Source organism: Microcoleus sp. PH2017_28_MFU_U_A, assembly GCF_020738035.1.
Lineage (GTDB): Bacteria > Cyanobacteriota > Cyanobacteriia > Cyanobacteriales > Microcoleaceae > Microcoleus.
The window spans coordinates 19,079-42,417 of sequence record NZ_JAEQCX010000124.1; the positions used below are offsets into that span (position 1 = coordinate 19,079).

Genomic DNA, 23,339 nt, shown 5'->3' on the forward strand with positions numbered 1-23,339 from the left:
TAAAAACAATGCAATTCATAAAATTTGTATTTGTATTATCATCAACCACCTTGATAGGTACGCTTTTTTGTCAATCAAGTAATGCCTTTACTCTCACGCAAAGCGCTAGCCAGATGGATAGTTTTGCCCTGTCTAAGTTGAAAGATGGTGGCACAGGTCTTACACTTTTAAGAGTCCTCGATCCCGACGATACTCTTAATCTTACAAAGTCTACAAGATTTGTTACCGAAATAGAACGGGGAGGGACAAAAGGACTATTAAATGACTTAAAAATTTACACCAACCTCTCAAAAAATCCGTGGAGTTTTAAACGTGGGCGCGATTTACAAGGAAGTTTTAATATCAAGATTCGTTACGCCTGTGGTACTGAAGATACTTGCCCTCGGGAGGCTATTTTCCCAGATGACCTTAAACAAAAATATGGAGTGGGATCTCCAATGGCTTTAACTTACAATCCACTGGCATCCGATCCCCACCCTAATCAAAATAAAAACCTTTACTGGATCCAGCGAGTTATCACTAACCATCCGCGTCAAGGATTAGGAGTGTTTGGTCAAAGCAAAAGCTATATCGATAACATCCTTCGTAATGAGAGAGGAATAAATTCCCCACATCCCTACTATGGTATTTCAGGTAGAAACTTACGACCAGATGGTTTATTTGTGGATAACCCGTATAGACGTAGATATTTAAATCGCAATTTTTACTGGATTGGGGAACTTTACCTAGCTGAAGCCAATCCATCCAAGCCAAGAGAAGTCACGATTTATAATGGGGTCAGATGGGGTTGGACATACCAGTATTTTCCTAAAGGTCAACCAGTTCGCGTTCCAGCTTTCATTCCAAAGCCCACTCAAACACCCGAAACTCCACTTGAACTTTGTCCACCAAATATGTTGACAAAAAGTGGCAGCACCATTGTCGCCAATAGCAGCAGCGGTGGCGGTGGTATCGGTTGCGTGGCAGTATCGCCAACGCCAAAACCAACACCATCACCAACACCACGACCAACCCCGTCACCTTTGCCAACCCCGCGTCCAGCACCTGCACCAAGCCCGTCACCAACACCATCAACAATAATATTAGTATCACCTGCACCAACACCCGGGCCTGCACCAGTACCCTCAGCTTGGACTCCATCACGAACTCCTACACCCTCAGCTTGGACTTCATCACCAACGCCAACACCCTCAGCTTGGACTCCATCACCTTGGCCTACGCCTGCACCATGGGCAACAACACCAACACCATCACCTCGACTAACCTCGACACCTTTGCCAACTCCCTCACCTTGGACTCCCTCACCCTGGCCAACTCCTACACCTTGGGTAACATCTCCACTAGGGTCAACATCATCAACTGTCGTTGTCTCAACATCAACAACAACAACAACTACTACTACATCACCCTCACCCTTTCAGCGGCCCAGTTCGCCAATTCGCGCTGCCCGCACCTACGCAACTTTTGGTGTTGATAGCGATGCCACAGACCTAGCAAATATCAGCAGTGAGTTACTTGAAGACCCAGAATTATCATCAACGGACAATAGTTTGAACAATGCAAACCTAGCTGGCGTTAGTCGTGATTTACTTGAAGACTCAGAACTATCATCAACGGACAGCAACGAAAACCAAGTCAATTTAGCTAGCATCAGCAGTGATTTACTTGAAGACCCAGAATCATCATCAACAGACAACAACGAAAACCAAGTCAATTTAGCTAGCATCAGTGGCAACTTGCTCGAAGACCCAGAATTATCATCAACCGACAGTAACGAAAATGAACTTGATTTAGCTGGCATCAGCGGCGACTTATTGGAAGACCCAGAACTAGCCTCAGAGGATAACAACTCCCTAGCCTCCAAAACTAAAAACCCTGACGATGATGCCCTACCCGCTGAAGCCGTTCCCGAACCTACGACTGAATTAGGAACGCTATTAGCACTCACCGGATTAGGTATATTCCTCAAGCTCAAAAACAGGAAAACTCAGAAGTAGTAGAGTATTTATTGAGGTTGTTGTCTGTCTGTTTTCGATCGACCTTTTGACTAAATTGTCTAACTTTTGAGTAAATTGTCTAAACGTGCGATCGACCTTTTGAGTCAATTGTCCAAACGTGCGATCGACCTTTTGAGTTCCATTGTGCAAGAAGTGCGATCGACCTTTTGAGTTCCATTGTGCAAGAAGTGCGATCGACCTTTTGAGTTCCATTGTGTCCATTGTGCAAGAAGTGCGATCGACCTTTTGAGTTCCATTGTGCAAGAAGTGCGATCGAGCTTTTGAGTAAATTGTCCAAACGTGCGACCTTTCGGCTGGCATCACGTAAAAATGTAATCAATGCTACAATTACCTCATATATTCAGCAAAAATAGCTTTTAAATCCTTTACTATTGTGAATAAATATGAACTTTGTTGTGTCGGTTGCAATGTTTTATTAACTTAAATTAAGCCTAAATTACTAACTAATATGAGTTTTAATTATCGAATTTAAGCTTTACGATAGTTTTTTTTTATAAGCATTGCCAATCTATTTAATTACCGCTTAAGGTTGTGGCATCGCGGTCAATTAATTAAAAGACTCAAAGACCGTCCAAGCCAAGAATAGTCAAATCAGGATTGAGGTTGTTGTCTGTCTGTCAACTCATTAATCAGGAAATGAAAGGCATAGTTATGAACTACTCGCAAACACATCACGGCGAAAAACATTACTGCGATAAATTTCACTGTCCTCAGCCTCAAAAGCTTACTTGCAATCAGTTTTGTATCAATTGCGATCGAACAGTAGGGCCTCATCGGACCACGCAACTGAAGTCAGAGTTTGTGCAGGTGACACAGAAAGAACTGGCTCTTCAAGAACACTTACCTCCTCGTTTAAAGCTGAATTTAACTTACGGCTATCTACCAGGTAGACTACGGAGTATCCCAGAGGATTGTTGGCCGTCATCTACCCGTACTTGGCCGAGAACTGCACCGAAGAAGAATGATTGTGAGCCTGTGTTGGGATATTACAGGTATACTTTGGTTGAACATCCTGGGGATTCGAGTGGCCGTGGTGGGAAGTTGTTTTGGCTGATGGTAATTGGTGTGGCGGTGTGGTTCTGGTTTTTCCGCTGATTGTCCGGTAATTCAGGGGGCGAAATGATGAAGTATTTTTTCCTATTTTTGATAGCTTTAGTTCTGTCTAGAGAAGTAGCAGTAGCTCATCCTTCTCCCGAATTCTTGGCTGCAAGAAATACGATCGCAGGCAAAAATACTGAATTAGTATCTGTTCGCTTAGCCGATCGCAATGCAGTGGCAACAAATGGCGTCACCTTTGAAACAGTAATACCCGATCGGTTGTTAAGAATACCCAAAGACGCCGAAAGCGATCCCACACCCATAGAATTTGGTATTTGCATCACCAATAACACATCTGCACCGGTGCGAATTCGCAGGGATAGCCTAATGCCTGAAGTCCTGGGGTTAAATAACGAATTTATTTTCCCTGAAATACTTAAATTCCGACCTCTAACATTTACTGAAGCCGACTTTCCTTTAATTCCACCCAAACAAAATCTTACATTAATCTGGCAAGGTTTCTTGCACAGTTATAAGATTGCTAATAAGAAGGTGTTAGGAATAAAAGTCACAGATGATAGGTCGAAAATATTTTTTGTTTTTTCACCGAAACCGGGTACTTTTCAGATTCGCTTGAAATATAGCAATACTGATGAAGAGACCACATCTGAAGACATGAAAATCCTCGAATCTAAGCACATGGAAGGAGTTTTAACAGGTCGATTATCTAGTCCATGGCGAAAAATTATGTTCGTGGATTCGGAAAATACAAGTACGGGCAAGATTGCTGAATTGCCCGAAGTTAGATCGACAGAAAATAATGCAGTTGAGGTCAATGGTATCGGCTTTGAAGCTGTATTACCAACTCGGGTATTCAACATACCAGAAAATCGGACAGACACATCTACACCTATACGTCTTGGTCTTCGCATTACCAACCAAACTTCAGAACCCATCACATTCAGCAGCAAGAATAATCTTCTGCTAGAAATCATTGACTCGAATGGTAAAAAAGTAACTTCTGGAGGATTCGTTAGATGGAACTATATGTTTCCTACACAAGTGAATTTTCCATGGATTCCACCAGGAGAAAGCTTCTCATTATTTTGGTCTGGAAATTTTAGCTGGTGGAATTTGACTAAGCTCACGTTATTTATATCGAAGTACAATGGTAGCGATCCTCAGTCATTCGTATCATTCAAACCTGGTATTTATCGGATTCGATTTACGTACAATAATACCCATTCCGAGATCGTATATTCTGACAGATTGAAAAGACAATTTATCAGATCCAAAAGAAAAGCTTTAACAGTTCATTTCTCCACTCCTTGGGTAGAAATCAAATTAGTAGAGCCTTGAAAAAACTTGGCTCATCATTACATTCAGCATCTTTTTCATGCAAAATAGAGCTTATCAAAGGAAAAATTACCAACATGAAAACTCAAAAATACTCTCTCGCGATTTTAGTGACAATTCTACTGATAGAGCGGACATGCAAGTCAAGTTTTGCTTTTTATCTTACAGGGCAAACAACAAGTCAATCAGCATCTTTACCGATGGCTGTTCCAGCTCTCAATATCAATGGAACTGTTACTGTTACAACTAAAGATATTACAGAAATAAAGTTAGGCGGAACTGACGATTTTTTGAATGTACTCAGACAGTCTTATGGAGCTTTTGCACAATTTGAACCGGGTAGTAATTTAGAAGGCGGTTTTAATGTTAAGACTTACTACCCTTGTACTCCTGGAACTTCGTGCGGAGCTGAGCTAAATCAAGTTGACCCAAGTTTTTCTGCTAAATCTGGTGGAATAGGGGCTTCTATTTTTGTAGATTATGAGGGATACCCTCAACAGCCACTAGCGTACGATTCTGTTCACTGGATTCAAAGAATAAAAGCTGATACTGGCGGTCAGTTACTCAAATTTAGTGATAACTTAACCGCTGCATATTTCGACCTAATTGATATTCCTTCTCGTGACTCTCTCGATCCAGAAATTGCTAAACTTCCTTGGTATCCGGGATCCTATTCAAATGAGCTTAACCCTGCAACAGGATGGCCTTCATATACCTTCTATGATGTCCCGTATAACGCCACACAAGAGCCAAAACCAAGTTTCGTTTACGATCATGACTGGAATTTTGAATTATACTTGGTTTCATTTGAAGGTACAGCTAATTCTCTGGATAAATATAAGATTTATCATGGGATGTCATGGGGCTGGACAAGTAAATTCACTCCTTGTGTCCCCAGTAGCGGTGGTGGTGGATGCGAGCCGGGAAACTCTACTCAGGCTGTCAGTGCAAATGTTTATAATCAAGGTTTAAATAACAATTCCACAGCGAACTTTGCACTCAAAAATGGTCATAAGCTAACCATGAAAGATATATACCTGGCAGGAATCAGCAGCAAGTTACTTCAAGACCCACAACTATCGTATGTTGACGATACTCTCACTGCAAAAACTCAAAATGTTTCATCTAAAAACACCGACGACGATGCCCTCCCCGTAGAAGCCGTTCCCGAACCTACTACCGCATTAGGAACACTATTTGCCCTAGCCATATTGCCTGTCATTACCAGACTAAAAAATAGGAAAAACAAAGAGTAATGAAAAGCCTCTACACCATCCTGTTTGCCCTCAGCATCATTCTCATCAACCCTTGGGGAAGCAGCCGGGGCATCATCTGGACTTCCCCCAAGGTATTAATTATCTGGCTAATAGTAGGAGTCAATCTCGCTCTTTTGTGGGAACAAAGAAAAGTCCTAACCATTTCCAGACAATGGAAGATTTCTCTAATACTTTGGACAATATTTCTCTCAATAGGAGCTATCTCCACTCTGCACAGTCCTTTTCCCTTAACCTCTTTTCTCGGTCAAGATCAAATGGGAGATGGCTGGCTATACTGGCTGTTAATTGCCGCCTTCACTCTCAGCAACAGCTTGCTCTTAATCGCGCGCCCGCAACTGATCAATTCCCAATTCCAAGGATTGCTAATTGGTGGCATCATTCTTTCTCTTAGTATCTTCCCCCAAATCATTGACTGGCGGATTGACTACACCGCTACAATGGGGAAACAAATCAGAGGCGATGTCTTAGCCAGCAGCATTTTTCAAGGACAGCAGCCCATAGGATTGTACTCCCACCGCGGCCACGCAGCTATAGTTTTAGCGTTAACGGCAATTACTGCGATTTTCGGTTGGTTTTGGAGATTTACGAATACTAAATTAACTGCAATTACTTTGATTTTAGCTGTTCCTGCACTGCTGTTCACATCTACCCGCAGTGCAATTGTAGCTTTGATTGTTGCCTGTGCTTATTTGTTGGGACGCCAATACTACAAAATTCTCACCGGTATAGCCCTGATGGGCACCCTCGCTGCGGGCATCATGACGCTTAACAGACCCCTCAACTGGCAAAAACCGAGCATCGAACAAGTCGTGTCCAGCCGATCGCCCATGTGGGAACTTGCAGCCAGAGGAATCAAAAAACGCCCGTTATTTGGATGGGGATTCGACGGCTTAGGGATTGCTTATCCATATATCAGAAATCCTCAAGTAACTCCGAGAGTCGTCAACTTGAACGAGTTTACCTACGACTATATTAACATAAAAGGTGAAATTAGCACCAGAGAAATTCCTACTTATAAAGCTCACAATTGGATTCTCGATACAACTGTATCAGTTGGGATTTTGGGGCTGATTGGTGGCATTGCACTTTGGGGATATTATTTATCTTTAGCGCTGCAATCCTCTATTGGCGGGATTGCAGCAGTTGCTATTGCTTATCTGGTTTTTGCTGTTACCTGGTTTGATTGCGCTCAATACGCACATATTGCCTGGTGGACTCTCAGTTTCGCCGCTGTTAGATATCCTTGTTCTCAAGATAACGAGAAAAGAAGATTAATTTCACTTCAAGTTCAGTTTTATATATTTTTGGGTATATTTATTGTCTCGTTAATCGGAAGTTTTTATGTAACTAATTTCAATAATATCAACAACTTTATTGTCAAAGCAAAATCATCGCTATTTCCCGGACAACTGTTAGGCTGCGGAAGTTCCAGCGGCGGGCCAACGGATAATCCGATAGATTCTCGATACGGAAAACAATCTTATCCTTGGACATCGGAAATTAAATGGACTTGTGCATACAATATCCAAGACTTCCAAGGCGGCACTCTGATTGACAGGTTTAATTTTGCCCGAGATATTGCTGCTGCTAACGGTGGCGGAGTTGTCTATTTTCCAGCGGGGACTTATGAGTTTCCAGACAGTATCTATTTGAAGTCGGGAGTAGTCATCCGAGGGGAAACTCCCGCAATGACAGATGCTAAACAAACTTTGTACAATCCTCAGACAAAATTTGTGTTTCCTAAATACGAACCGCAACTTTCAGGGATGGGAAGTCCGAACAGCACGGCTTTTAAAAGAATCTTTACTGAAAATCCTAATACTGATAGCAATATTGGTGTGGTTAATCTAGATATTAACCGATCGCCAATTTACTTGCTCAGCAACCTCGACTACAGTAAAAATCGAAATATTGTGGTTTACGGCCTCCGCAGCAATAACGTTGCCGAACCCAGTTCCTCAGTCCCAGACCTGAATTTTCAAGCAGCGTGGCAGCGATATGCCAATCCCTATGTCGCTAATATCAAAGTTAATGCTTTGGCTAATGTCTTAATTGCCAACAATCGACTTAACGATAGTATAACAGATAATTACCAGCAACCTGAATATCAAGTAAAATCTGGCGAGACAGGCGCGATCGCCCAATATGATGTTAGATTCGACTACAGCAACCATTTCGGTATTTTAGTCAACCGTTCCAAGGCTGGCAAATCTGAAGAAAACTTTGTGCTGGCGGCGGAACCAAGTGCTGAGCCGGGTCTGTTTCGCAAAGGTATTGCGATTCGCGATAATTGGGTTTATCATACCATGAGGGCGGGAATCCGAGCGTCGGGAAATGGCTTGGTTGTTAAAAATAATGCGATTCGAGATGATGCCCGCAAGCGCTGGTGGACGGACGATACAGGCGCGGGAGTCGCTGGGAAAAATACGAGTTTTAACAGTAGGGCGATCGAATGGGCCGGCTGGAATGTTTTAATACAAGATAATGACTTTCAAGTGTACCGACATCAACTGAAAGATTCCGAGTTTCTCAGCAATGACGGAGGGGGAATTGTGATTCATGCTTGCTGCGGCGGAACTTCGGTTCGGCAAGCGGAGATTGTCGGTAATACTGGCAATTCTTACATCGGTATTTCTCAAGTGCCTCGGATTCGAGATGTGAGGATTTTTGGGAATAAGTTATTGTCTAATGTTAAGGGTGATTGGCCTTTGATTTATGTGAATGCGGATACTGAGCAAAAAATTAATGGGATGCAGAATGCAATTGTAGAAAATAATACGGTTAAGGGCAGTTTGCTGGCAGTCGCGAGTCAGGGAGGAAGGGGAAATGCGATTAGAAATAACAGCGGTTTTAATGTTGGTTCGATTAAATCTTCTTGTCACGTTACTGTGAGTAAAAATAAGGGCTTTGTCAGCTTCCCTTGCTGGCGGCGCAGAAACGCAGGCGGCGGTTGAAACTAGGTTTACAAAAACGCAGGCGTTAGCTTTCCTGAAGGGTACTCGGCAGGACGGCGAGTGAAAAGCATAATATAATGTTTCTTATACCAATTATCTAAAATTGTGCAACACTCGAACACCCCCCTAGCCCCCCCATGAATCAGGGGGGGGACAAGAATACTGTTATTTCGTTAAAAATTGGTATTAAAAAGATGAGGTATGACAGCTTATAAGCAGTTCAACTAAGAAAGAGGGCTAAAGCCCAACAACGTACCTCATCTTTCATTCGATCCGCTATGGTTTCAACCGCGAGCGTTTTTTTGTTAGTGTTTCTTCGGGTTTTTGGGAAAGGGAATTCCTAAATTTTCATGGAAAACAAGCTGAGTTTTATATGTCAAGCGGCGGTTGACTTGTTTGATGATTTTTTCCAAAAGCGCATCGCCGGTTTTTTCAATGAGAGGTTGAGACATCGATCGAATAAACTTGGGAAAGCAAACCCCTACAGCTAAATCCAGCTTCCAGGTGGCGCTGGTAATCGCAGGCGGTAGCTGGGCGCGTTGCGACGCAGGCCAATCGGCTGCAAACTCGTCAGACGGTATCTCGACTAGCTTCATTGCCGATCGAAAATCCACTTCATATCCGGGCGAGGTATAATTCGGAACCGGGATAGTCTGAATCAAATAGCAGCCTTCAGCGTCAGGCGGCAGCAACTCTAAACCAATTCTTGCTTCAACTCGGTAGCCGAAGGCCCCAAAACGACCGATTAATAGATCGTAGCCGTTTTCGCCGATCGGCTGGGCCTTCATTGGCGCAGCGCACTGACAAAACCAAGTCTTGTGATTGTTGAAATGCTCGGCCACCGTTGCAGCATCGGCGTACATCTCCATGCTGTCTTCAAAGTGGGTGTGAAACCAAATCGGCTCAACTTCCTCGCCTGCATCCGCACCTGCACTTTCGGGCTGTCTGAAACTCGCATCTGCGTAGCAATTTTCGTCAGAAGCTTCAACAGTTTGATATTCAGCGGAATTCTGCTTCATCATCAAAATTATGGGTAGAAACCCCGTCCTTCTAGGACGGCTTTGCATTTTTGAATTTACTACCGCCTTGGGATTGGTTAATTCGGGGTGCTTTTGTATTGCACTTTCAACGGGACAATTACCGCTTCAAATCTTCCAATCCTGTACGCATAGTATTTTGCTCAATTGAGCCTCCCTTTCGGGGTAATGTTAGCTTGTCGGTCAAAGTTTTCTGAGCTTGTTGGGCTAGCAGCACTGTTTCAGTGACCTTAAAACTGTTTAACCACCAGCGACAGAGCAAGAGACTAGCGAAAGCATCTCAGGGTGTCATGACTCAAAAAACGTAGTCAGTTAAGACTTAGGCTGGTCAGAATGGCTTGTCCGATTTCTCTTTCAAGCCTCATGCCGTTGGGGCTGAGGTTCCTGACATGCTCTCCTGTAATACACGCCAATCAGTCGGGTTGGGGATGTGGTCGGGGAGTTTCCTCCCTACAATTGAGAAATAGATAGTAACAAAACTTACCCTAGAACAGCATAACTCGACTTATGAAAGCATTTGTAGCAGGAGCGACAGGTCAGACTGGCCGCCGAATCGTCGCAGAATTAGTCAAGCGTGGCATTCCAGTGCGTGCCCTCGTCCGAAATCTAGAGACAGCGAGGCAGATTTTACCACCGGAGGCAGAGTTAGTTACCGGCGATGTATTAAATGCCACTTCTCTGGGCGATGCGATCGGCGATAGTACGGTGTTGCTGTGCGCGACGGGGGCGGCCCCGGGTTTTGACCCGACTGCGCCTTACAAGGTGGATTTGGAGGGTACTAAAAATTTGGTGGAGGCAGCTAAGGCTAAGGGAATTGAGCATTTTGTGCTGGTGACTTCTCTGTGCGTTTCTCAGTTTTTTCACCCGCTGAATCTGTTTTGGCTGATTCTGGTTTGGAAGAAGCAGGCGGAGGAATATTTGCAAAAATCCGGCTTGACTTATACGATCGTCCGTCCGGGCGGTCTCAAAAATGAGGATAATTCAGATGCGATCGTCATGAGGAGTGCAGATACACTGTTTGAAAGCAGCATTCCCCGCAGTAAGGTAGCTCAAGTCTGTGTGGAGGCGCTGTTTCAGCCTGCTTCTCGCAACAAGGTTGTGGAGATTGTGGCGAAGCCGGAGGCCCCGCAAAAGAGTTTTGAGGAGTTGTTTGCTGGCGTGGTTTGATTGAATTAGGACTGGTGCACTGGTTCCCAGAAACCGGGTTTTTTTACGAAAATACGCATTTACAGCCAACAATTTAGGTAAAAAACCCGGTTTCTTTAGTCCCTGGTAGCGAACCAAGAAACCGGGTTTTTTTACGGGTAAATCTAAAACTTGTACAGCGAAGTCGAAGTATCTAAAATCTAAAACTTGTACAGCGAAGTCGAAGAATCTCAAATCGGCTGACGCACCCGCGCCCAAGTCCCATCAGTACAAACCGCAGAGGAATTGCCAATTTTTCGATCGCCAAATCTGGCAAAATCTTAAGAGCTTGACAATCCGCCATTGAAATTTCCCCTTCCCCGCATGATGAAAACTCTCAAGTGGCCAGCTTGGTTCCCCTATCCGATTTCGTGGTTAAGGGCATTTGCTCTCGCTCAGAGTTTTAGTTTTGTCCTTCGCAGGGGCATTCCTTTCGCCAACGACGATATCGGCTTTCTGGCTCTGCTGCTGGCGGCTTGGCTGATTCAGTTACCTTTGTTCTTTGTCGCTCACTTTTTAGCCGTCAAAATCCTCAATCCCTTGCTGACTATGCTGCCGGGCCGCTTTCGAGTGGCGCGCAAGTTCAAGCGGCGGCATACTGGAGTGCGATCGCACTTGCGAGAAGGGTTGAATGCTGTAGTAGTGATTTTTTTTGCATTCAATCTGGCGCTGTTGGTGCAAATGGCGATTTATTATTGGTCAGTGCGATCGATCGATCCGGCGCAAATGCTCGCAGGAATCTCCACTCTCACAAATGTGGCGATCGCAGGTGAATTCGATTTCTGGCTGGTAAAATTGGCAGGAGCTTTATCGAGTTTAACGCTATTAGCCGCGCCGCTATACCAACACGATTTTCGCGTGCGGCGGATGCGGGCGGATCGAAAATTAGCCGAAATCGCCGAAATGGAAATGACTGCATTTGAAACCGAGAAACTGCGCCGCCGCCAAAAAAGTTTGCTGAGGCGATCGGAACTTCAAATTCTCGGATTTATAATTGTCATCGGCGCTGTAATTAGCTGCGCTGTTTTTTTGGTAGCAAATTTGCGGGGAAATCAGCAGTTTTCGCAGTCTGCGAGCGAGGTGAGAAAAATGCCACCGCTGGCTATGAAAACGGGCGATCCTTACATTCGAGCTTTGATGCGGACTATTTCTGCTAGCGAGTCCAATGTTTCTCGGCCTTATCACGTTGTTTACGGCGGAAAATATGTATTAGATTTGAGCCGTCATCCTGACTGGTGCGTGAAGATTGTTAACGGCCCGAATGTTGGCAAATGTACTACGGCGGCGGGTAGGTATCAATTTTTGACTTCAACTTGGAAAGATAAAGCGAAGCGCTATCATCCAAAGCCTGGTAATTTTGTATTGTGGCAAGATTACAGTTTTGAACCGGAATATCAAGATGCTGTGGTTTATGCTTGGTTGAGCGATCGCAAATTTTGGAAAGCCGATATTCCTGAGATGTTGCGACAGGAAAGATTAACTGATGTTTTGCGGATGCTGTCGGGAACTTGGACGAGTTTGGGATATGGAATTGAGAACAATTCTATGAGTTCAAGTTTGCCGAAAGTCTACCAGAAAGTGCTGCGAGAAGAATTGGCAAATGCTGGTTCTTAGGGAGTTATATCGGGAGCATCTCATTTTTGGAAAAAGCATTTTTTTTTACAGTGCGAGCTTAAGAGCTCGCGTGCTATATATAGCACGCGAGCGGGGACAGCACTACAAATGCAAAACAGAGATGCACCCGTTATATCAAATAGGTTCGTAGTGCGGACTTAAGTCCGCATATTAGGACTAAAGTCATCACTACGAAGAGTTTGTTGGCGATCGTGGGGGGGAGTTATCGGGGCAGTAAGGCCTGTTGCCGGAGATTTTATGCGGTGACAGGCATGACTGTCTCATGTAGCTAGTGTCGGGAGCATCTCATTTTTGCAAAAAGCATTTTTTTTACAGTGCGAGCTTAAGAGCTCGCGTATTGTACAATACGCGAGCTCTTAAGCTCGCACTACTACAAATGCAAAACTGAGATACACCCGCTAGTGTCTGTGTCGCAGCGGGCGATCGGCTTAAACAAACACTTTCTGTAACAAATTAATAAGATTTGCGATGGAGTTTGATAAGAGTTATGATACAGTTTAACTCGATCCCTGACTATCGTGAATAATTATTTCATGGTTTCATCCCTATTACCAATCCGAGTAACAATATAAATATTGAGCAAGCCCCGAGAAATTTGGAGGCTCTACGGATCAAATAAGGATACAGCTATGTTTTGCCTGAACCGAGAAACCAGACATTTAGGGCTAGTCGAAACCAGCAATAGGGAGATGCGAGGCTCTACAACCTCGGCTGCTAAAAATATCCGCAGAGTCCGATCGCGAGTGTATAAAGATGAGGCTTTAGTATCGGCCTCCCTGGCGGGACTTCCCGCTCTTTTAGCATCCCTAGAAAGCTTTCGCGAGTAGAGTTTGACAATTTCTCTTGTTGAACGTCGGGAGTTGACTTAGCTAATTATTGCCAGACTCCGGAAAAGATATTCTTGACTCCGATCGCAATTCTATTTAAGTCTTCTTTCAGCAGCGGCGGCCAAGAAACTCCTCTGGCCCGTCCTGCTTCAAATTGCAGCAAACTGTCTGCGGAGAGTAAATGGAGGGCCGAGATTAATTGGCGATCGAGCATTGGAGATTCTTGAAGCCCTTCAAACAATATTTTTAAAGCTAATAAAATCGATGTCACCTGTCCCGGTACGGGTGGCTGGCCTTCTTTGAGGCGCATCAGGAAGGCGTCGGGATTTTTCTTGGTTTCCAGGGCGGTTCCTTGGTCGATCAGAAAACTGCGGGCTGTTTTGTAATCCATTTGACGTGCGATCGAGTTCTTGCAATTAATCAGCAAATATTATATCATCTTTTGTCGCAGTATATTTGTTAATATAGCAGAATCAAGAATCAACAAGCAACTCGTAAGGCGCGCACTGTACAGCCGAAAGCTACTCGTGAAGTCCGCATTCTCATCTACCATACAAGCTCTCGGAAGGTTCGCATTGCACAGCCTACAGCTACTCTTGCTAGTTAGGGTTCAACAGTTGACAGTTGACAGTTGACAGTTGACAGTTTGAGAGCGACCTCTAGCTAGAAGGAAGAGGATTGGAGTAATGAATAGTCTGATTTTAATTTCTCCCTCACTCGTGAGAGGCTTTCAACCAATTATTTCTGGTAAGTTTTAGATAACGGAAAAATCAAACAATGGCAAAACGGCCGAAAAATAGCATAAACTCCCAGATTTATAGATACTTGTGGCTACTTTTGTTGTGTTTGAGCTTCCTGTTAGTTCCGGCTCTCAAAAAAATAGCCGTCGCCACCCCATTTCCCCCGCCCGCTCCTCTTGCAAATAATGCTAGTTTTGGAGCGGGAATTCAACGAACAATGGGGTTACTTGCAACCAGCACTCCCACAGAACGCCACCAAGTACGCATCCTATTTTACGGTCAATCCATCACTCAGCAAGATTGGTGGCAAGATGTAGTGCAGGAATTAAAAAAGCGATTTCCCGATGCAGATTTGATTGTGGAAAATCGCGCAATCGGAGGCTTTGCCTCGTCTATTTTAATCCGTCCCAGCGAACATGATTTGTATCCTTTTTATCCAGACTTGCTGATTTTCCACGTCTACGGAGGTGAGGAAGATTACGAAGCGATAATTGCCAATGTCCGCCGCCGCACTACTAGCGAAATACTCTTGCATTCAGACCACATAACCTGGATTCCGACAGGTAAAAACGACAATGAAAATGAAGTCAAAGGCTACGAATGGCACAACACTCATTCTACCAAATGGTTGCCTGAGTTGGCAAATAAATACGGCTGCGAAATCGCGGAAATCCGCGCACCTTGGCGCAGGTATCTGACAGACAATCGCTTGCAGCCAAAACAGCTATTGAGCGACAGCATTCACCTCAACGCTTGGGGGAATTTTCTGCTAGCTGCTCTCATTAAACCCTACCTGCGATACAACCCAAGTTCTCCTCAAACAGCGCAGCAGAATTTAGTCAAAACTTATACAGTGGGCACTGATGTTAAGTGGCAGAATGGCAAGTTAGTTTTGGAGTTTGAAGGGAATCGGATAGATGCGATCGCCGATCGAAGCTTCAACGGCAAGGCAATTTCTGCTAAAATTGCGATCGACGGCAAAAAACCCTCAGAATTTCCCGAACTTTACAGCATCACCAGACCCAGCATTACTCTCGGCGTCGGTTGGCCAGCAATCATCCAAGTATCCAATCAAAAACCGCTCATCGTCGAAGATTGGAAAGCTACAATCACTGAGATTAACAGCGATGCTACCAAGTTTAAATTTGACGTAGTAGGTTCTCAAACAGGTTACGACGGCAGCGGTACCAACGACAAAATGTTTGTTTCAAAATCGGGCCGCGTCGCGATCGAACCGAGAAACTGGTGGCTGCAAAATGCCTATGAATACTCGAAAAAGCCTACTCCGAAAGGCTTTGAGATTTCGTGGCAAGTTAAGCCGATGTTTGTTGATTCATACATTCCGCCACAAATTGCAGATTCAAGTCGCGAATATCCTACAACATTGGCTCAGAATTTGAGCAACTCCAAACACATCCTCGAAATCGTCCCCGAAACAGACGGGACAGTTCCTATTCAAGCAATTCGAGTTTATCGCCCTCCTTATATTCCGGCGCCATGAAGAAGGACTAAAGTCCTCACTACGAACTTAATTTATGTAGTTATTTCTTCAACCTGCGGAGGCAGGTTTCGTTTGTATAGACGCGGTTTCAACCGCCGAGTTTTCTGTATAGACGCGGTTTCAACCGCCGAGTTTTCTAACAACAATTACCCCCCGCTTCTCGTAATTCCCAACTCGTGAAACATCAACAGCGATAAAAAGAAATCCGCCACAAAAACAAACACCCAAGAAGTCACAACCGCCGCCGTTGCAGCTTGGCCTACCCCTTTCCCTCCGCCCGCCGTCGTCAACCCCCAACCGCAACCGACAAGCGCAATTATCAACCCAAAAATTACACTCTTAATTGCCACAGTTACTAAATCCCAAGGCCCCAAAAAAGTCCGCACCGATTCCAAAAATACCGAAGGTTCCAACTCATAAAAATTAACCGCCACAAACAACCCGCCCAAAATCCCCACCGCCACCGAAAAAATTGTTAAAATCGGCAACATGACACAGCAAGCTATCACCCTCGGGACTACCAAATAATCAACGGGATTTGTTCTCAACATATACAGGGCGTCTATTTGTTCCGTCACCTGCATTTCTCCTATCTCTGCGGCAAAGGCAGAACCTACTTGTCCCGCCACCACGCCCGCCGTTAAAACTGGTGCTAATTCGCGGCAAAATGCCACTGCAAAAGCACCTCCCACCGCCCCAACCGCCCCAAACCGAATCAATTCTCTCGCGGATTGAACAGTAAAAATCATGCCTGCAAAAAAGGCTATTAGCAGCACGGAGCGCAAAGAATCCAAGCCTACTGTGACTAAATGTTCCATGATTTTGCGGCGGTCAATTTTGCCTTGGAGTAGGCGCAGCAAGACTTGGCCACCTAGGAACAGCGTCACTAAAAAACGCTGAAACCACCTGTTCTTGAAGGTTTCATCTAAATGTCGATCGCGCTTTTGGTAATTTTTAACCAATGACTGACTGCTGGCGATTAATTGCAAATACGGCGAAGCACTGCCACTACTGAGATTTTCGCCAATTGTACAGCAATTATTGCACAATTTGTCAACATATAGCGGTTATCACAAAAATGAGGTACGTTGTTGGGCTTTAGCCCCCTAAGTTTAGTAGTTATATGAGCTGTCTGTTATACCTCATCTTTTTGAGAAAGGCTATATATTTTTTAAGTCTGCCAGCCCTGCGGTTGGTAACTTATACAAAAGGTATGCAGTTGCACAAAGCGCGCTCTTTATAATATAAGCTAAGAGCGCTGAAGCGCAACTACGTACCAAAGAATTAATTTCTATTGATTACTCGGCAAGCAACAAGTCGATAAACTTATCCAACTCTTCATTATACTTTTCGGCTTGCTCCTTGCCAATTCTCACCAGAGTTGATATTTTCTCTGCCGAGGCATCATCAATCGGCAGTCGTGGTTCGTGGCTTAAATCTGGAGAAATTCTCAAATATTGATTGGGTTTGTCAATGGCATCAAAAATTTGGATAATTTGATAATCTATAGTTTCAGCAACTCCCGTCATCATGATATTAATCAAAGGCTGAACCCACTCAATTTTACCCCAATTTTTCACTTCCTCGTAGGGAAATTTTTTCTGAGCTTGTCCCGTCCCCAGCGATAAAATTACCATATCTTTTGCTGTCGGGCCTTTGTCGGAGCGAGTCTCGGGAATTCTTAATTTATTTCTCACTTCGGCATAGGCACAAAGTGCGGGATTGTTGGCGAATACTCCTCCGTCAATTAAAGCATAGGATTCGTTTGTCAAAGAGTAGATTTTGGGAAGTTCAAAGTAAGAGGGAGCAGCAGATGTGGCTCTGGCGATATCTCTGAGAAAATAGTCTGCTGCTGGATATTTTTTAGCATCTATTTGATTGAAAAAATGAGCTTTTCTCCTTTCGACATCGTAACTGGAAATTAAACAAGGTTTCAGGAGTTGGCTGAGTTTGCAATCTTTGAAGTTTTGCCAACAGAATTTTTCTAATGCATCGCTCGGATATTTCTCATCTATCAAACCGTCTAGAGATTCGAGTGTTTTCAAAAATGAACTTTGAAAAAAGTCGATGCCACTATCGATCGAAAAATTAACCGCGTCTTGGGCAGTCCACTGAGGCCTGCTGGAATTTTTTGCATCCGGAAACAAATAGAGACAGGTTAAAATTCCTCCCGCACTCGTGCCGGCGATTAAATCAAAATAGTCAGCTATTCTGGCATCTGAGTTGCCGCTTTTTTGTTGTAGCTTTGACTCTAGGGTGACTCCAATTTGCGCGGGGATAATCCCTCTAATTCCGCCTCCATCTATCGATAAAACTCGGGTATATTTAGCCATGTTTTTGCCTTTTCTCGATATTTGCTAGTTCGTTACCAGAAAGAATTGGTTGAAAGCCCCAAGCCCGGGAGAAATTAAAATCAGACTATTCATTACTCCAATCCTCGGACTTAAGCGTAGAGGTCGCTGTCAACTGTCAACTGTCAACTGTCAACTGAATGAAAGTCCCGGACTAAAAAACTGGTTGGACGCGATATTTAGTGGCAAGCTGCGCCTCTGCACGCCCTAGAAATATTAGATTTTGCGTCCGAGACTGGCCCAATCTAACATCTCAAATTTAAGTTTAATTGGCTGGCTGCGAGGGTGTAGCGAAAAATATATTCTACAATTTCTACATAATTGTAGGCGGCGGCGGTTGAGTCTGCCCAGACTGTGATGCCGTGATCGCGAATTAACAACGCGGGTACAGAGGGTACACAAACGGCGAAATATTCACAAATTTCCTTGGCTATTTTAGGCACTTCTAAATAATTTGCAAATAGGGGTATCGCCACCTGTGGGTTTTCCTCCCACACCCCCAAACCTTTCAGCATTTCGATCGCAGGTAAAGGCACTGAATCATCTGCTGTTAGCCGAGAAACTAAATTTGCCTCGATTGAGTGTACGTGATAGCAAGCTTTAGCGCCTGGAAAACAATCGTAAACGGCTAAGTGAATGCTGGTTTCGGCGGAAGGGCGGCTGTCTGGAACGGGTTGTTCGACGATCGCGCCTTCGGAACTCATTCTGATAAAATCTGAAGGGGTTAACTGCCCTTTCTGGCGGCCGCTAGCAGTAATCCAAAAACTGCCGTCTGGTAAGCGGGCTGAAAGATTGCCAGCAGTCCCAGCCATCCAACCGCGATCGTAAAAATGTTTGGCTGCTACAATTAAATCCGATCTCACATCCTCACTCATTCTCTACTAATCCTCAGTTTTTTATCTACCTTTTACGTTAATAGGAATTGTGCTGGCATATCTAAGTGCAGGGTGTGCAACGCGCACTTTACCAATAGACAAGATTGCATAAGTCTTCGATCGATCCTTCAACCGCAGATGTCAGACAGATAAACACAGATAAACGCAGATAATTTCAGGGTGTTTTCCGATTTTTGCAATTCAAGTCTAATACACATACCGCAGCCCTATGCCCCATGCCCCATGCCCCATGCCCCATGCCCCATGCCCCATGCCCCATGCCCCATGCCCCATGCCCCATGCCCCATGCCCTATGCCCTATGCCCTGTTTGGCCAATAGTTTAGTTGCAATTCCATTGCTGGGATAAATTTTCCAACACGTCAAAAAAATTATCCCATTTAGTATACGGCTTTTGCTGTTCGTCTAGATATTCGGCAAGCCGATCGCGCGCAAACACCGAGTTCGCCTGCAAAGCCATGTTAAAATCCGTCAGCGAATCTCCGATGGCCACCTGTTCCTGGGCTGGGTGCTGCGCCATCACTCGCACCTTAGATACCAATTCTGTATCTCCTTCAAACTCAGAATTGACTTGCAAGTGAGGGCCGCTAGCGTCCACATCTACAGCATAAATTGCGATCGCCCGGTGTGCCAAATCACCCATAACCGTCTCTACCATAACCCGCAGGCCGCCGGAAACGATCGCAAAATCCACCCTTTGCGCGTCCAAAAAATCCAGCAATTCCACCAATCCCGGCCGCATCAGTTGTCCCCTAGAAAATTCCACAATTTCCCCATAACATTCCGAGGGAATAGACTCTAGTAACTGCCGCACTCCCGAGCGCAAACTGATCCTTCTCGCGTACATTTCCGGCATCAGTTGAGACGACAATTCCAGTGCAAAATGCTTGAGCATTGCCACAAAAGTTTCTTCAACAGTTATCGTGCCGTCAAAGTCGCAGAATACCACCCGTTGCTGATTGTTCGGGATTGGAGATTTTTGCTTGTCCGACATCATTCGCACCATTCGAGAACGAGAAAAGTTTACAAAACTCATCGTACACCGAAGAAGCAAGAAGCAAGAAGAAAACAGCCATACTATAATAGCTAAGTGCTGTTAGCAATCACCCGCAGGATTTTATGCAGATTCTTCGAGATCGTCATCGAGAGAATCGTCGAAATCTTCATCGAGATCGTCTTCGAGATCGTCTTCGAGATCGTCTTCGAGGAATGCTTCTACATCCTGCTTTTGATTTTTTGTCTTTTGGGGAGTAGCCTTAGCAGGCAAACAGATTAAATTATCATCCTCAGTATTAATCAAACCTTTCGATCGCAATTTGCCCATCAGCCGCGTCACCGTTACCCGCGTCGAGCCGATGGCGCTGCCAATTTGAGCGTGAGTCAAGGCCCAAGGCAACCGATAGCCCCGCACCACATCCGGTTCTCCATCACCTACGTAGGGTTCGCCGAACTCTTCGATCAACAAAGTGAGAAAACCCAGCAATCTGTCGATCGTCCGGCGCTGTCCCAAAGTGCTGAGCCAGAGAAGCTTTCGCTGGTGCTGGTAGCGAAACGCATCCAAAATTTCCCGGCGGAAGTGAGGCCAATTATCCAAATCGTGCCAGTACATCCACACTACGTGAGTGTGATCGGCGTGGGCGTAAGCTTGGAGCGTAAAGGGAGACTGAGCAACCAGTTCAAAGGGCTGACCGGCGCCGACGAAGCCCAAAAAAGCTTCTTCTGTAGTTTTGGAAACGGATTTGGACTTTGTTGCAGCGGCGCTAACTTGAGCGCTACCGACGAGCCGCACAGAACCTTTCTGGACTAAATAGAGCAGTCCGGGTCTGGCGGGAATCTTCTCGTCTTTGCTAAAAGTCCGGCAGCGGTAGTGTTCCTGGGCCCAGTCGATAATTCGCTGCCAGGTGATAAACGGTCGATCGATCGTTTCTAGAGGTGTGGAAGTTGATTGCATAAGTGAGGCTCTGGGATATATTTAGTTAGTGAGAAAAACAGCTTTTGCCTGCATTGCGATACTAAGTGAGACAACCAACCCCCCATTGAGCTGACACGCTTCTTAACTGTGCTGACTCTTCTCAGTTTCACCTAAAAACTCAATGTAGCAAAAAATACATGAAAATGGTAGAATTCGGCAATGAGTCGATCGTAAATTATTGTATATTTACCCCAAAAATCGCTAGAAAGCCCATTCCTTCGATGTGAACTCGCCCGGGCGAGCCGATCGACTACCTTTGACATCAGCAGTTTAACGTACAAAGATAGCGCAAGTGGTAACAGTCTCTAGGCACTTTTACTGCAAGAATAGCCGATATGGATACATTAAATATATCCCAGTGCCCGGAAGTTACAGTGAAGTGTTTTTTGCTCTTAAGGTTTCTCTTCGCGATCGAAGAGCAAGGCACAACGAGCGAAATTCCGTTAAATCGGGCTAAAAATAGGGAGCGGGTGGTGTACGTGTCTGCGATCGCCCTGAAATGGGCTGCAACTTGGGACCAGACACCGCAGGCGATCGCCGCACAGTTGGCTGAAATTCTCAAGCCGCTGTGTTGTCCAGATTTCGCCGTTCAAGTCGCACCGTCAGGAATAATTGAGCTAGAGCTGACTGATGCGGGTTTAGCTTTCTGGTTGCAGCGATTAGCTCAAATTCCCCTCCCTGTTCCAGAATATCGCACTTTATCTCCTGTTATATCCGCCGATCGGCTGTTTCCGATTCAGTACAGCCACGCACGCTGCTGTTCCCTGCTGCGAATGGCCGATCGCGATCGGTTAATTGCGATCGCACAGCCGAATGTCACCACAGCGCCGCAAATTTGGTCGCTGGCGGCCCCAAATCCTATTCCTTGGGTTGACGAGGGCGATCGTCGGCTGCTATTAGTAGCTCCAGCAGAACGCAGTTTAATTTCGGAACTGATCGCAGTGCTAGACTGTTTAGCTCCGGTTTTTGAGGCAAATCAACCCGAAAAACCTGTTAATTATTTCAAATTAGCCAATAGTTTGAGCGCAGCATTTCAGACTTTTTACAGCCAGTGCCGAATTTGGGGCGAAGTCAAAACAGAACAGCCAAAACTCGCTCAAGCCCGATTGGGTTTAATATTAGCAACTCAATCCTTGCTGCGGTTTATCCTAGAAGAGCTATTAAATGCCATTGCTCCTATAGAACTTTGATTTAATCATAAAAAATGTTTGTAGTGAGGACTTTAGTCCTCATAAAAGTTAGGGGACTAAAGTCCTTACTACAAACCATTTGAAAACTAGCGCTACTGCGATCGCCGGATGGACTAGCGCGATTACATCTGCGATTTCCATACTGAATATCTCAAGATCGTGCCTGCATCTAGTTTAAGGCGTTGCAGGCGACAGTTGCTCTTCTTCCAGTTTTGCGAGCGGCAGCGTTACGGTAAATTTACTACCGACATCTTCTTCACTGCTCAACGCAATTTCGACGCCGTGCAAGTCCACACATTTTTTAACAATGCTCAGCCCCAGTCCTGTACCGGGAATTATACCGACATTTTTCGCACGAAAAAATGAATCAAACAGCCGTTCTTGGTCTGCCAAAGGTATGCCAATTCCGGCATCTTGCACCTAAAAAACAGCCTCGGTTTCAGTTAGTTTTAATTCAAAAACTACTTCGGTATTCGGAGGAGAATACTTAATAGCATTAGACAGCAAATTGCTGAGAATGCGCCGCAGCAAGCTAGCCTCCAAACAGGCAATCGCCGATTGACACTGATTCACAAAAATCAGCGTCACCGGATCGTTTTGAGGTTTCAACTTCAGGCTGTTCTGAAATTCCGATACCAACTCTTTACAAAACTTTGCCAAGTCTAGCGGTAGCAAACAAAGCGCCATTTTTCCTGACTCAGCTCGACCCAGCAGCAGAACATCATTAATCAAGATCACCGTGACTCCCATATTCTTGAGATACTTGCACAAAGCGTGCAAATTATTCACCAAATCTTGCCCGCGCATCGAAATCTGATAGCCATAAATACTGTCAATCATCACAATCCGCGTCTTTTCCTGTTCCACCTCTTGGCGTACCATACTCGCAAACTGATCCGGCGAATACAGCAAAGGTTCCACAGGTATCACCTAAAGACTTCCTTGTGCCATCATCGCCCCAACCGGGATGTTAACCGATTCGCAGCGGCGCAGCAGAGTAGAAATTGACAGCTTGGACTCGATCGATAATCTTTTGTGTAGTCGGTTCTCGTTCCACCTCCGACGGCGAGAAAATGTCGTAGGTTTGAACTTCGGTAAAAAATTCTGAGGAGGGGCTCAAATCGAGGAAGGCCATCGCCTCCATGTCAAAACCGAGAGTTTCGGCATTGGCGCGCAATTGCGCTTCCGGTTCTCCTAAAGTAATAAACAGGGGCGTTTCTCTCACAGCCACACCTGCGGCCAAAAAGTGAAAGCCCAGGGTTAGGAACTGTAACTTAATTTATGGACAAAGCTACCCATCCTTGACTATTTGGGTAGCTTTGTCCGCAACTCGGGCGATCGCACGAGACTATTTGCCCCTGGTT

General features: G+C 45.0%; 22 protein-coding genes. 10 read left to right on the forward strand and 12 right to left on the reverse strand.

The annotated features are described in order from the left end of the window. The first annotated feature begins 8 nt into the window (after window positions 1-8). Window positions 9-1,997, forward strand: a complete 1,989-nt coding sequence (locus tag JGK14_RS27985; RefSeq protein WP_325315737.1) for a hypothetical protein — start codon at window positions 9-11, stop codon at window positions 1,995-1,997. Here JGK14_RS27985 and JGK14_RS27990 read toward each other — a convergent pair. Next, window positions 1,953-2,318 carry a hypothetical protein gene (locus JGK14_RS27990; protein WP_325315738.1) on the reverse strand — a complete coding sequence of 122 codons (366 nt, stop codon included), beginning with the start codon at window positions 2,316-2,318 and terminating at the stop codon, window positions 1,953-1,955. The two genes, JGK14_RS27985 and JGK14_RS27990, sit on opposite strands and share 45 nt — an antisense overlap. 507 nt (window positions 2,319-2,825) lie before the next feature. On the opposite strand from JGK14_RS27990, the gene JGK14_RS27995 reads away from it, so the two are divergent. Genes JGK14_RS27995 through JGK14_RS28010 form a run of 4 tightly spaced genes read left to right on the forward strand, consistent with a single transcriptional unit; the run spans window position 2,826 to window position 8,643 of the window. After that, window positions 2,826-3,113 (forward strand): hypothetical protein, encoded by a 288-nt coding sequence (locus JGK14_RS27995; protein ID WP_293209131.1) that lies wholly within the window; start codon window positions 2,826-2,828, stop codon window positions 3,111-3,113. Window positions 3,114-3,137: 24 nt separating this feature from the next. Continuing rightward, window positions 3,138-4,415, forward strand: a complete 1,278-nt coding sequence (locus JGK14_RS28000) for a hypothetical protein (RefSeq protein WP_293232589.1) — start codon at window positions 3,138-3,140, stop codon at window positions 4,413-4,415. Continuing rightward, on the forward strand, window positions 4,412-5,668 hold the full coding sequence (locus JGK14_RS28005) for a hypothetical protein (protein ID WP_293232591.1): 1,257 nt from the start codon (window positions 4,412-4,414) through the stop codon (window positions 5,666-5,668). Before JGK14_RS28000 ends, JGK14_RS28005 begins: the two co-directional genes overlap by 4 nt. After that, entirely contained in the window at window positions 5,668-8,643 is a 2,976-nt protein-coding gene (locus tag JGK14_RS28010; protein WP_325315739.1) for an O-antigen ligase family protein, read from the forward strand. Before JGK14_RS28005 ends, JGK14_RS28010 begins: the two co-directional genes overlap by 1 nt. A gap of 305 nt (window positions 8,644-8,948) precedes the next feature. Here JGK14_RS28010 and JGK14_RS28015 read toward each other — a convergent pair whose 3' ends face one another. After that, window positions 8,949-9,662, reverse strand: a complete 714-nt coding sequence (locus tag JGK14_RS28015; protein ID WP_293184572.1) for a DUF1997 domain-containing protein — start codon at window positions 9,660-9,662, stop codon at window positions 8,949-8,951. Between the two features lie 525 nt (window positions 9,663-10,187). On the opposite strand from JGK14_RS28015, the gene JGK14_RS28020 reads away from it, so the two are divergent. Further along, the gene (locus JGK14_RS28020) at window positions 10,188-10,847 is read left to right on the forward strand and encodes an NAD(P)H-binding protein (RefSeq protein ID WP_293225535.1); all 660 of its coding nucleotides are present in this window, start codon (window positions 10,188-10,190) and stop codon (window positions 10,845-10,847) included. Between the two features lie 172 nt (window positions 10,848-11,019). Here the strand turns inward: JGK14_RS28020 and JGK14_RS28025 are convergent, their stop codons facing one another. Further along, a complete protein-coding gene (locus JGK14_RS28025; protein WP_293184545.1) occupies window positions 11,020-11,169 on the reverse strand; it encodes a hypothetical protein in 150 nt (49 codons plus the stop codon). A 605-nt stretch (window positions 11,170-11,774) separates the two neighbouring features. On the opposite strand from JGK14_RS28025, the gene JGK14_RS28030 reads away from it, so the two are divergent. Continuing rightward, window positions 11,775-12,479, forward strand: a complete 705-nt coding sequence (locus JGK14_RS28030; protein ID WP_293184574.1) for a glycoside hydrolase family 24 protein — start codon at window positions 11,775-11,777, stop codon at window positions 12,477-12,479. A gap of 650 nt (window positions 12,480-13,129) precedes the next feature. Beyond that, window positions 13,130-13,327 (forward strand): hypothetical protein, encoded by a 198-nt coding sequence (locus tag JGK14_RS28035; RefSeq protein WP_293184548.1) that lies wholly within the window; start codon window positions 13,130-13,132, stop codon window positions 13,325-13,327. Window positions 13,328-13,373: 46 nt separating this feature from the next. On the opposite strand, the gene JGK14_RS28040 is transcribed toward JGK14_RS28035, so the two are convergent. Next, on the reverse strand, window positions 13,374-13,718 hold the full coding sequence (locus tag JGK14_RS28040) for a Dethiobiotin synthetase (RefSeq protein ID WP_293184551.1): 345 nt from the start codon (window positions 13,716-13,718) through the stop codon (window positions 13,374-13,376). A 386-nt stretch (window positions 13,719-14,104) separates the two neighbouring features. Here JGK14_RS28040 and JGK14_RS28045 point away from each other — a divergent pair, with 386 nt between their 5' ends. Then, window positions 14,105-15,568: an SGNH/GDSL hydrolase family protein gene (locus tag JGK14_RS28045; RefSeq protein WP_325315740.1), complete on the forward strand. Its 1,464-nt coding sequence runs from the start codon at window positions 14,105-14,107 to the stop codon at window positions 15,566-15,568. Window positions 15,569-15,714: 146 nt separating this feature from the next. On the opposite strand, the gene JGK14_RS28050 is transcribed toward JGK14_RS28045, so the two are convergent. The 5 genes from JGK14_RS28050 to JGK14_RS28070 all read right to left on the reverse strand — a co-directional run bounded on the left by JGK14_RS28050 (window position 15,715) and on the right by JGK14_RS28070 (window position 20,764). After that, a complete protein-coding gene (locus tag JGK14_RS28050) occupies window positions 15,715-16,530 on the reverse strand; it encodes an MlaE family lipid ABC transporter permease subunit (RefSeq protein ID WP_293232597.1) in 816 nt (271 codons plus the stop codon). Window positions 16,531-16,866: 336 nt separating this feature from the next. Further along, entirely contained in the window at window positions 16,867-17,901 is a 1,035-nt protein-coding gene (locus JGK14_RS28055; RefSeq protein ID WP_293220457.1) for a patatin-like phospholipase family protein, read from the reverse strand. A gap of 263 nt (window positions 17,902-18,164) precedes the next feature. Further along, complete coding sequence (gene mtnB / locus JGK14_RS28060; protein WP_293184558.1) at window positions 18,165-18,794, reverse strand: methylthioribulose 1-phosphate dehydratase; 630 nt, start codon at window positions 18,792-18,794, stop codon at window positions 18,165-18,167. A gap of 341 nt (window positions 18,795-19,135) precedes the next feature. Then, entirely contained in the window at window positions 19,136-19,810 is a 675-nt protein-coding gene (locus tag JGK14_RS28065) for an HAD-IB family phosphatase (protein WP_442921487.1), read from the reverse strand. Between the two features lie 120 nt (window positions 19,811-19,930). Further along, window positions 19,931-20,764: a Crp/Fnr family transcriptional regulator gene (locus JGK14_RS28070; RefSeq protein ID WP_363319230.1), complete on the reverse strand. Its 834-nt coding sequence runs from the start codon at window positions 20,762-20,764 to the stop codon at window positions 19,931-19,933. A gap of 356 nt (window positions 20,765-21,120) precedes the next feature. Here JGK14_RS28070 and JGK14_RS28075 point away from each other — a divergent pair, with 356 nt between their 5' ends. Further along, entirely contained in the window at window positions 21,121-21,975 is an 855-nt protein-coding gene (locus JGK14_RS28075) for a DALR anticodon-binding domain-containing protein (protein ID WP_293213622.1), read from the forward strand. Between the two features lie 174 nt (window positions 21,976-22,149). Here JGK14_RS28075 and JGK14_RS28080 read toward each other — a convergent pair whose 3' ends face one another. Genes JGK14_RS28080 through JGK14_RS28090 form a run of 3 tightly spaced genes read right to left on the reverse strand, consistent with a single transcriptional unit; the run spans window position 22,150 to window position 23,200 of the window. Further along, the gene (locus tag JGK14_RS28080) at window positions 22,150-22,395 is read right to left on the reverse strand and encodes a sensor histidine kinase (protein WP_293184566.1); all 246 of its coding nucleotides are present in this window, start codon (window positions 22,393-22,395) and stop codon (window positions 22,150-22,152) included. Further along, window positions 22,396-22,896, reverse strand: a complete 501-nt coding sequence (locus JGK14_RS28085; protein ID WP_293203436.1) for a hypothetical protein — start codon at window positions 22,894-22,896, stop codon at window positions 22,396-22,398. It abuts the gene before it with no gap. A gap of 49 nt (window positions 22,897-22,945) precedes the next feature. Then, entirely contained in the window at window positions 22,946-23,200 is a 255-nt protein-coding gene (locus JGK14_RS28090) for a hypothetical protein (RefSeq protein ID WP_293326224.1), read from the reverse strand. Window positions 23,201-23,339: the final 139 nt, after the last annotated feature.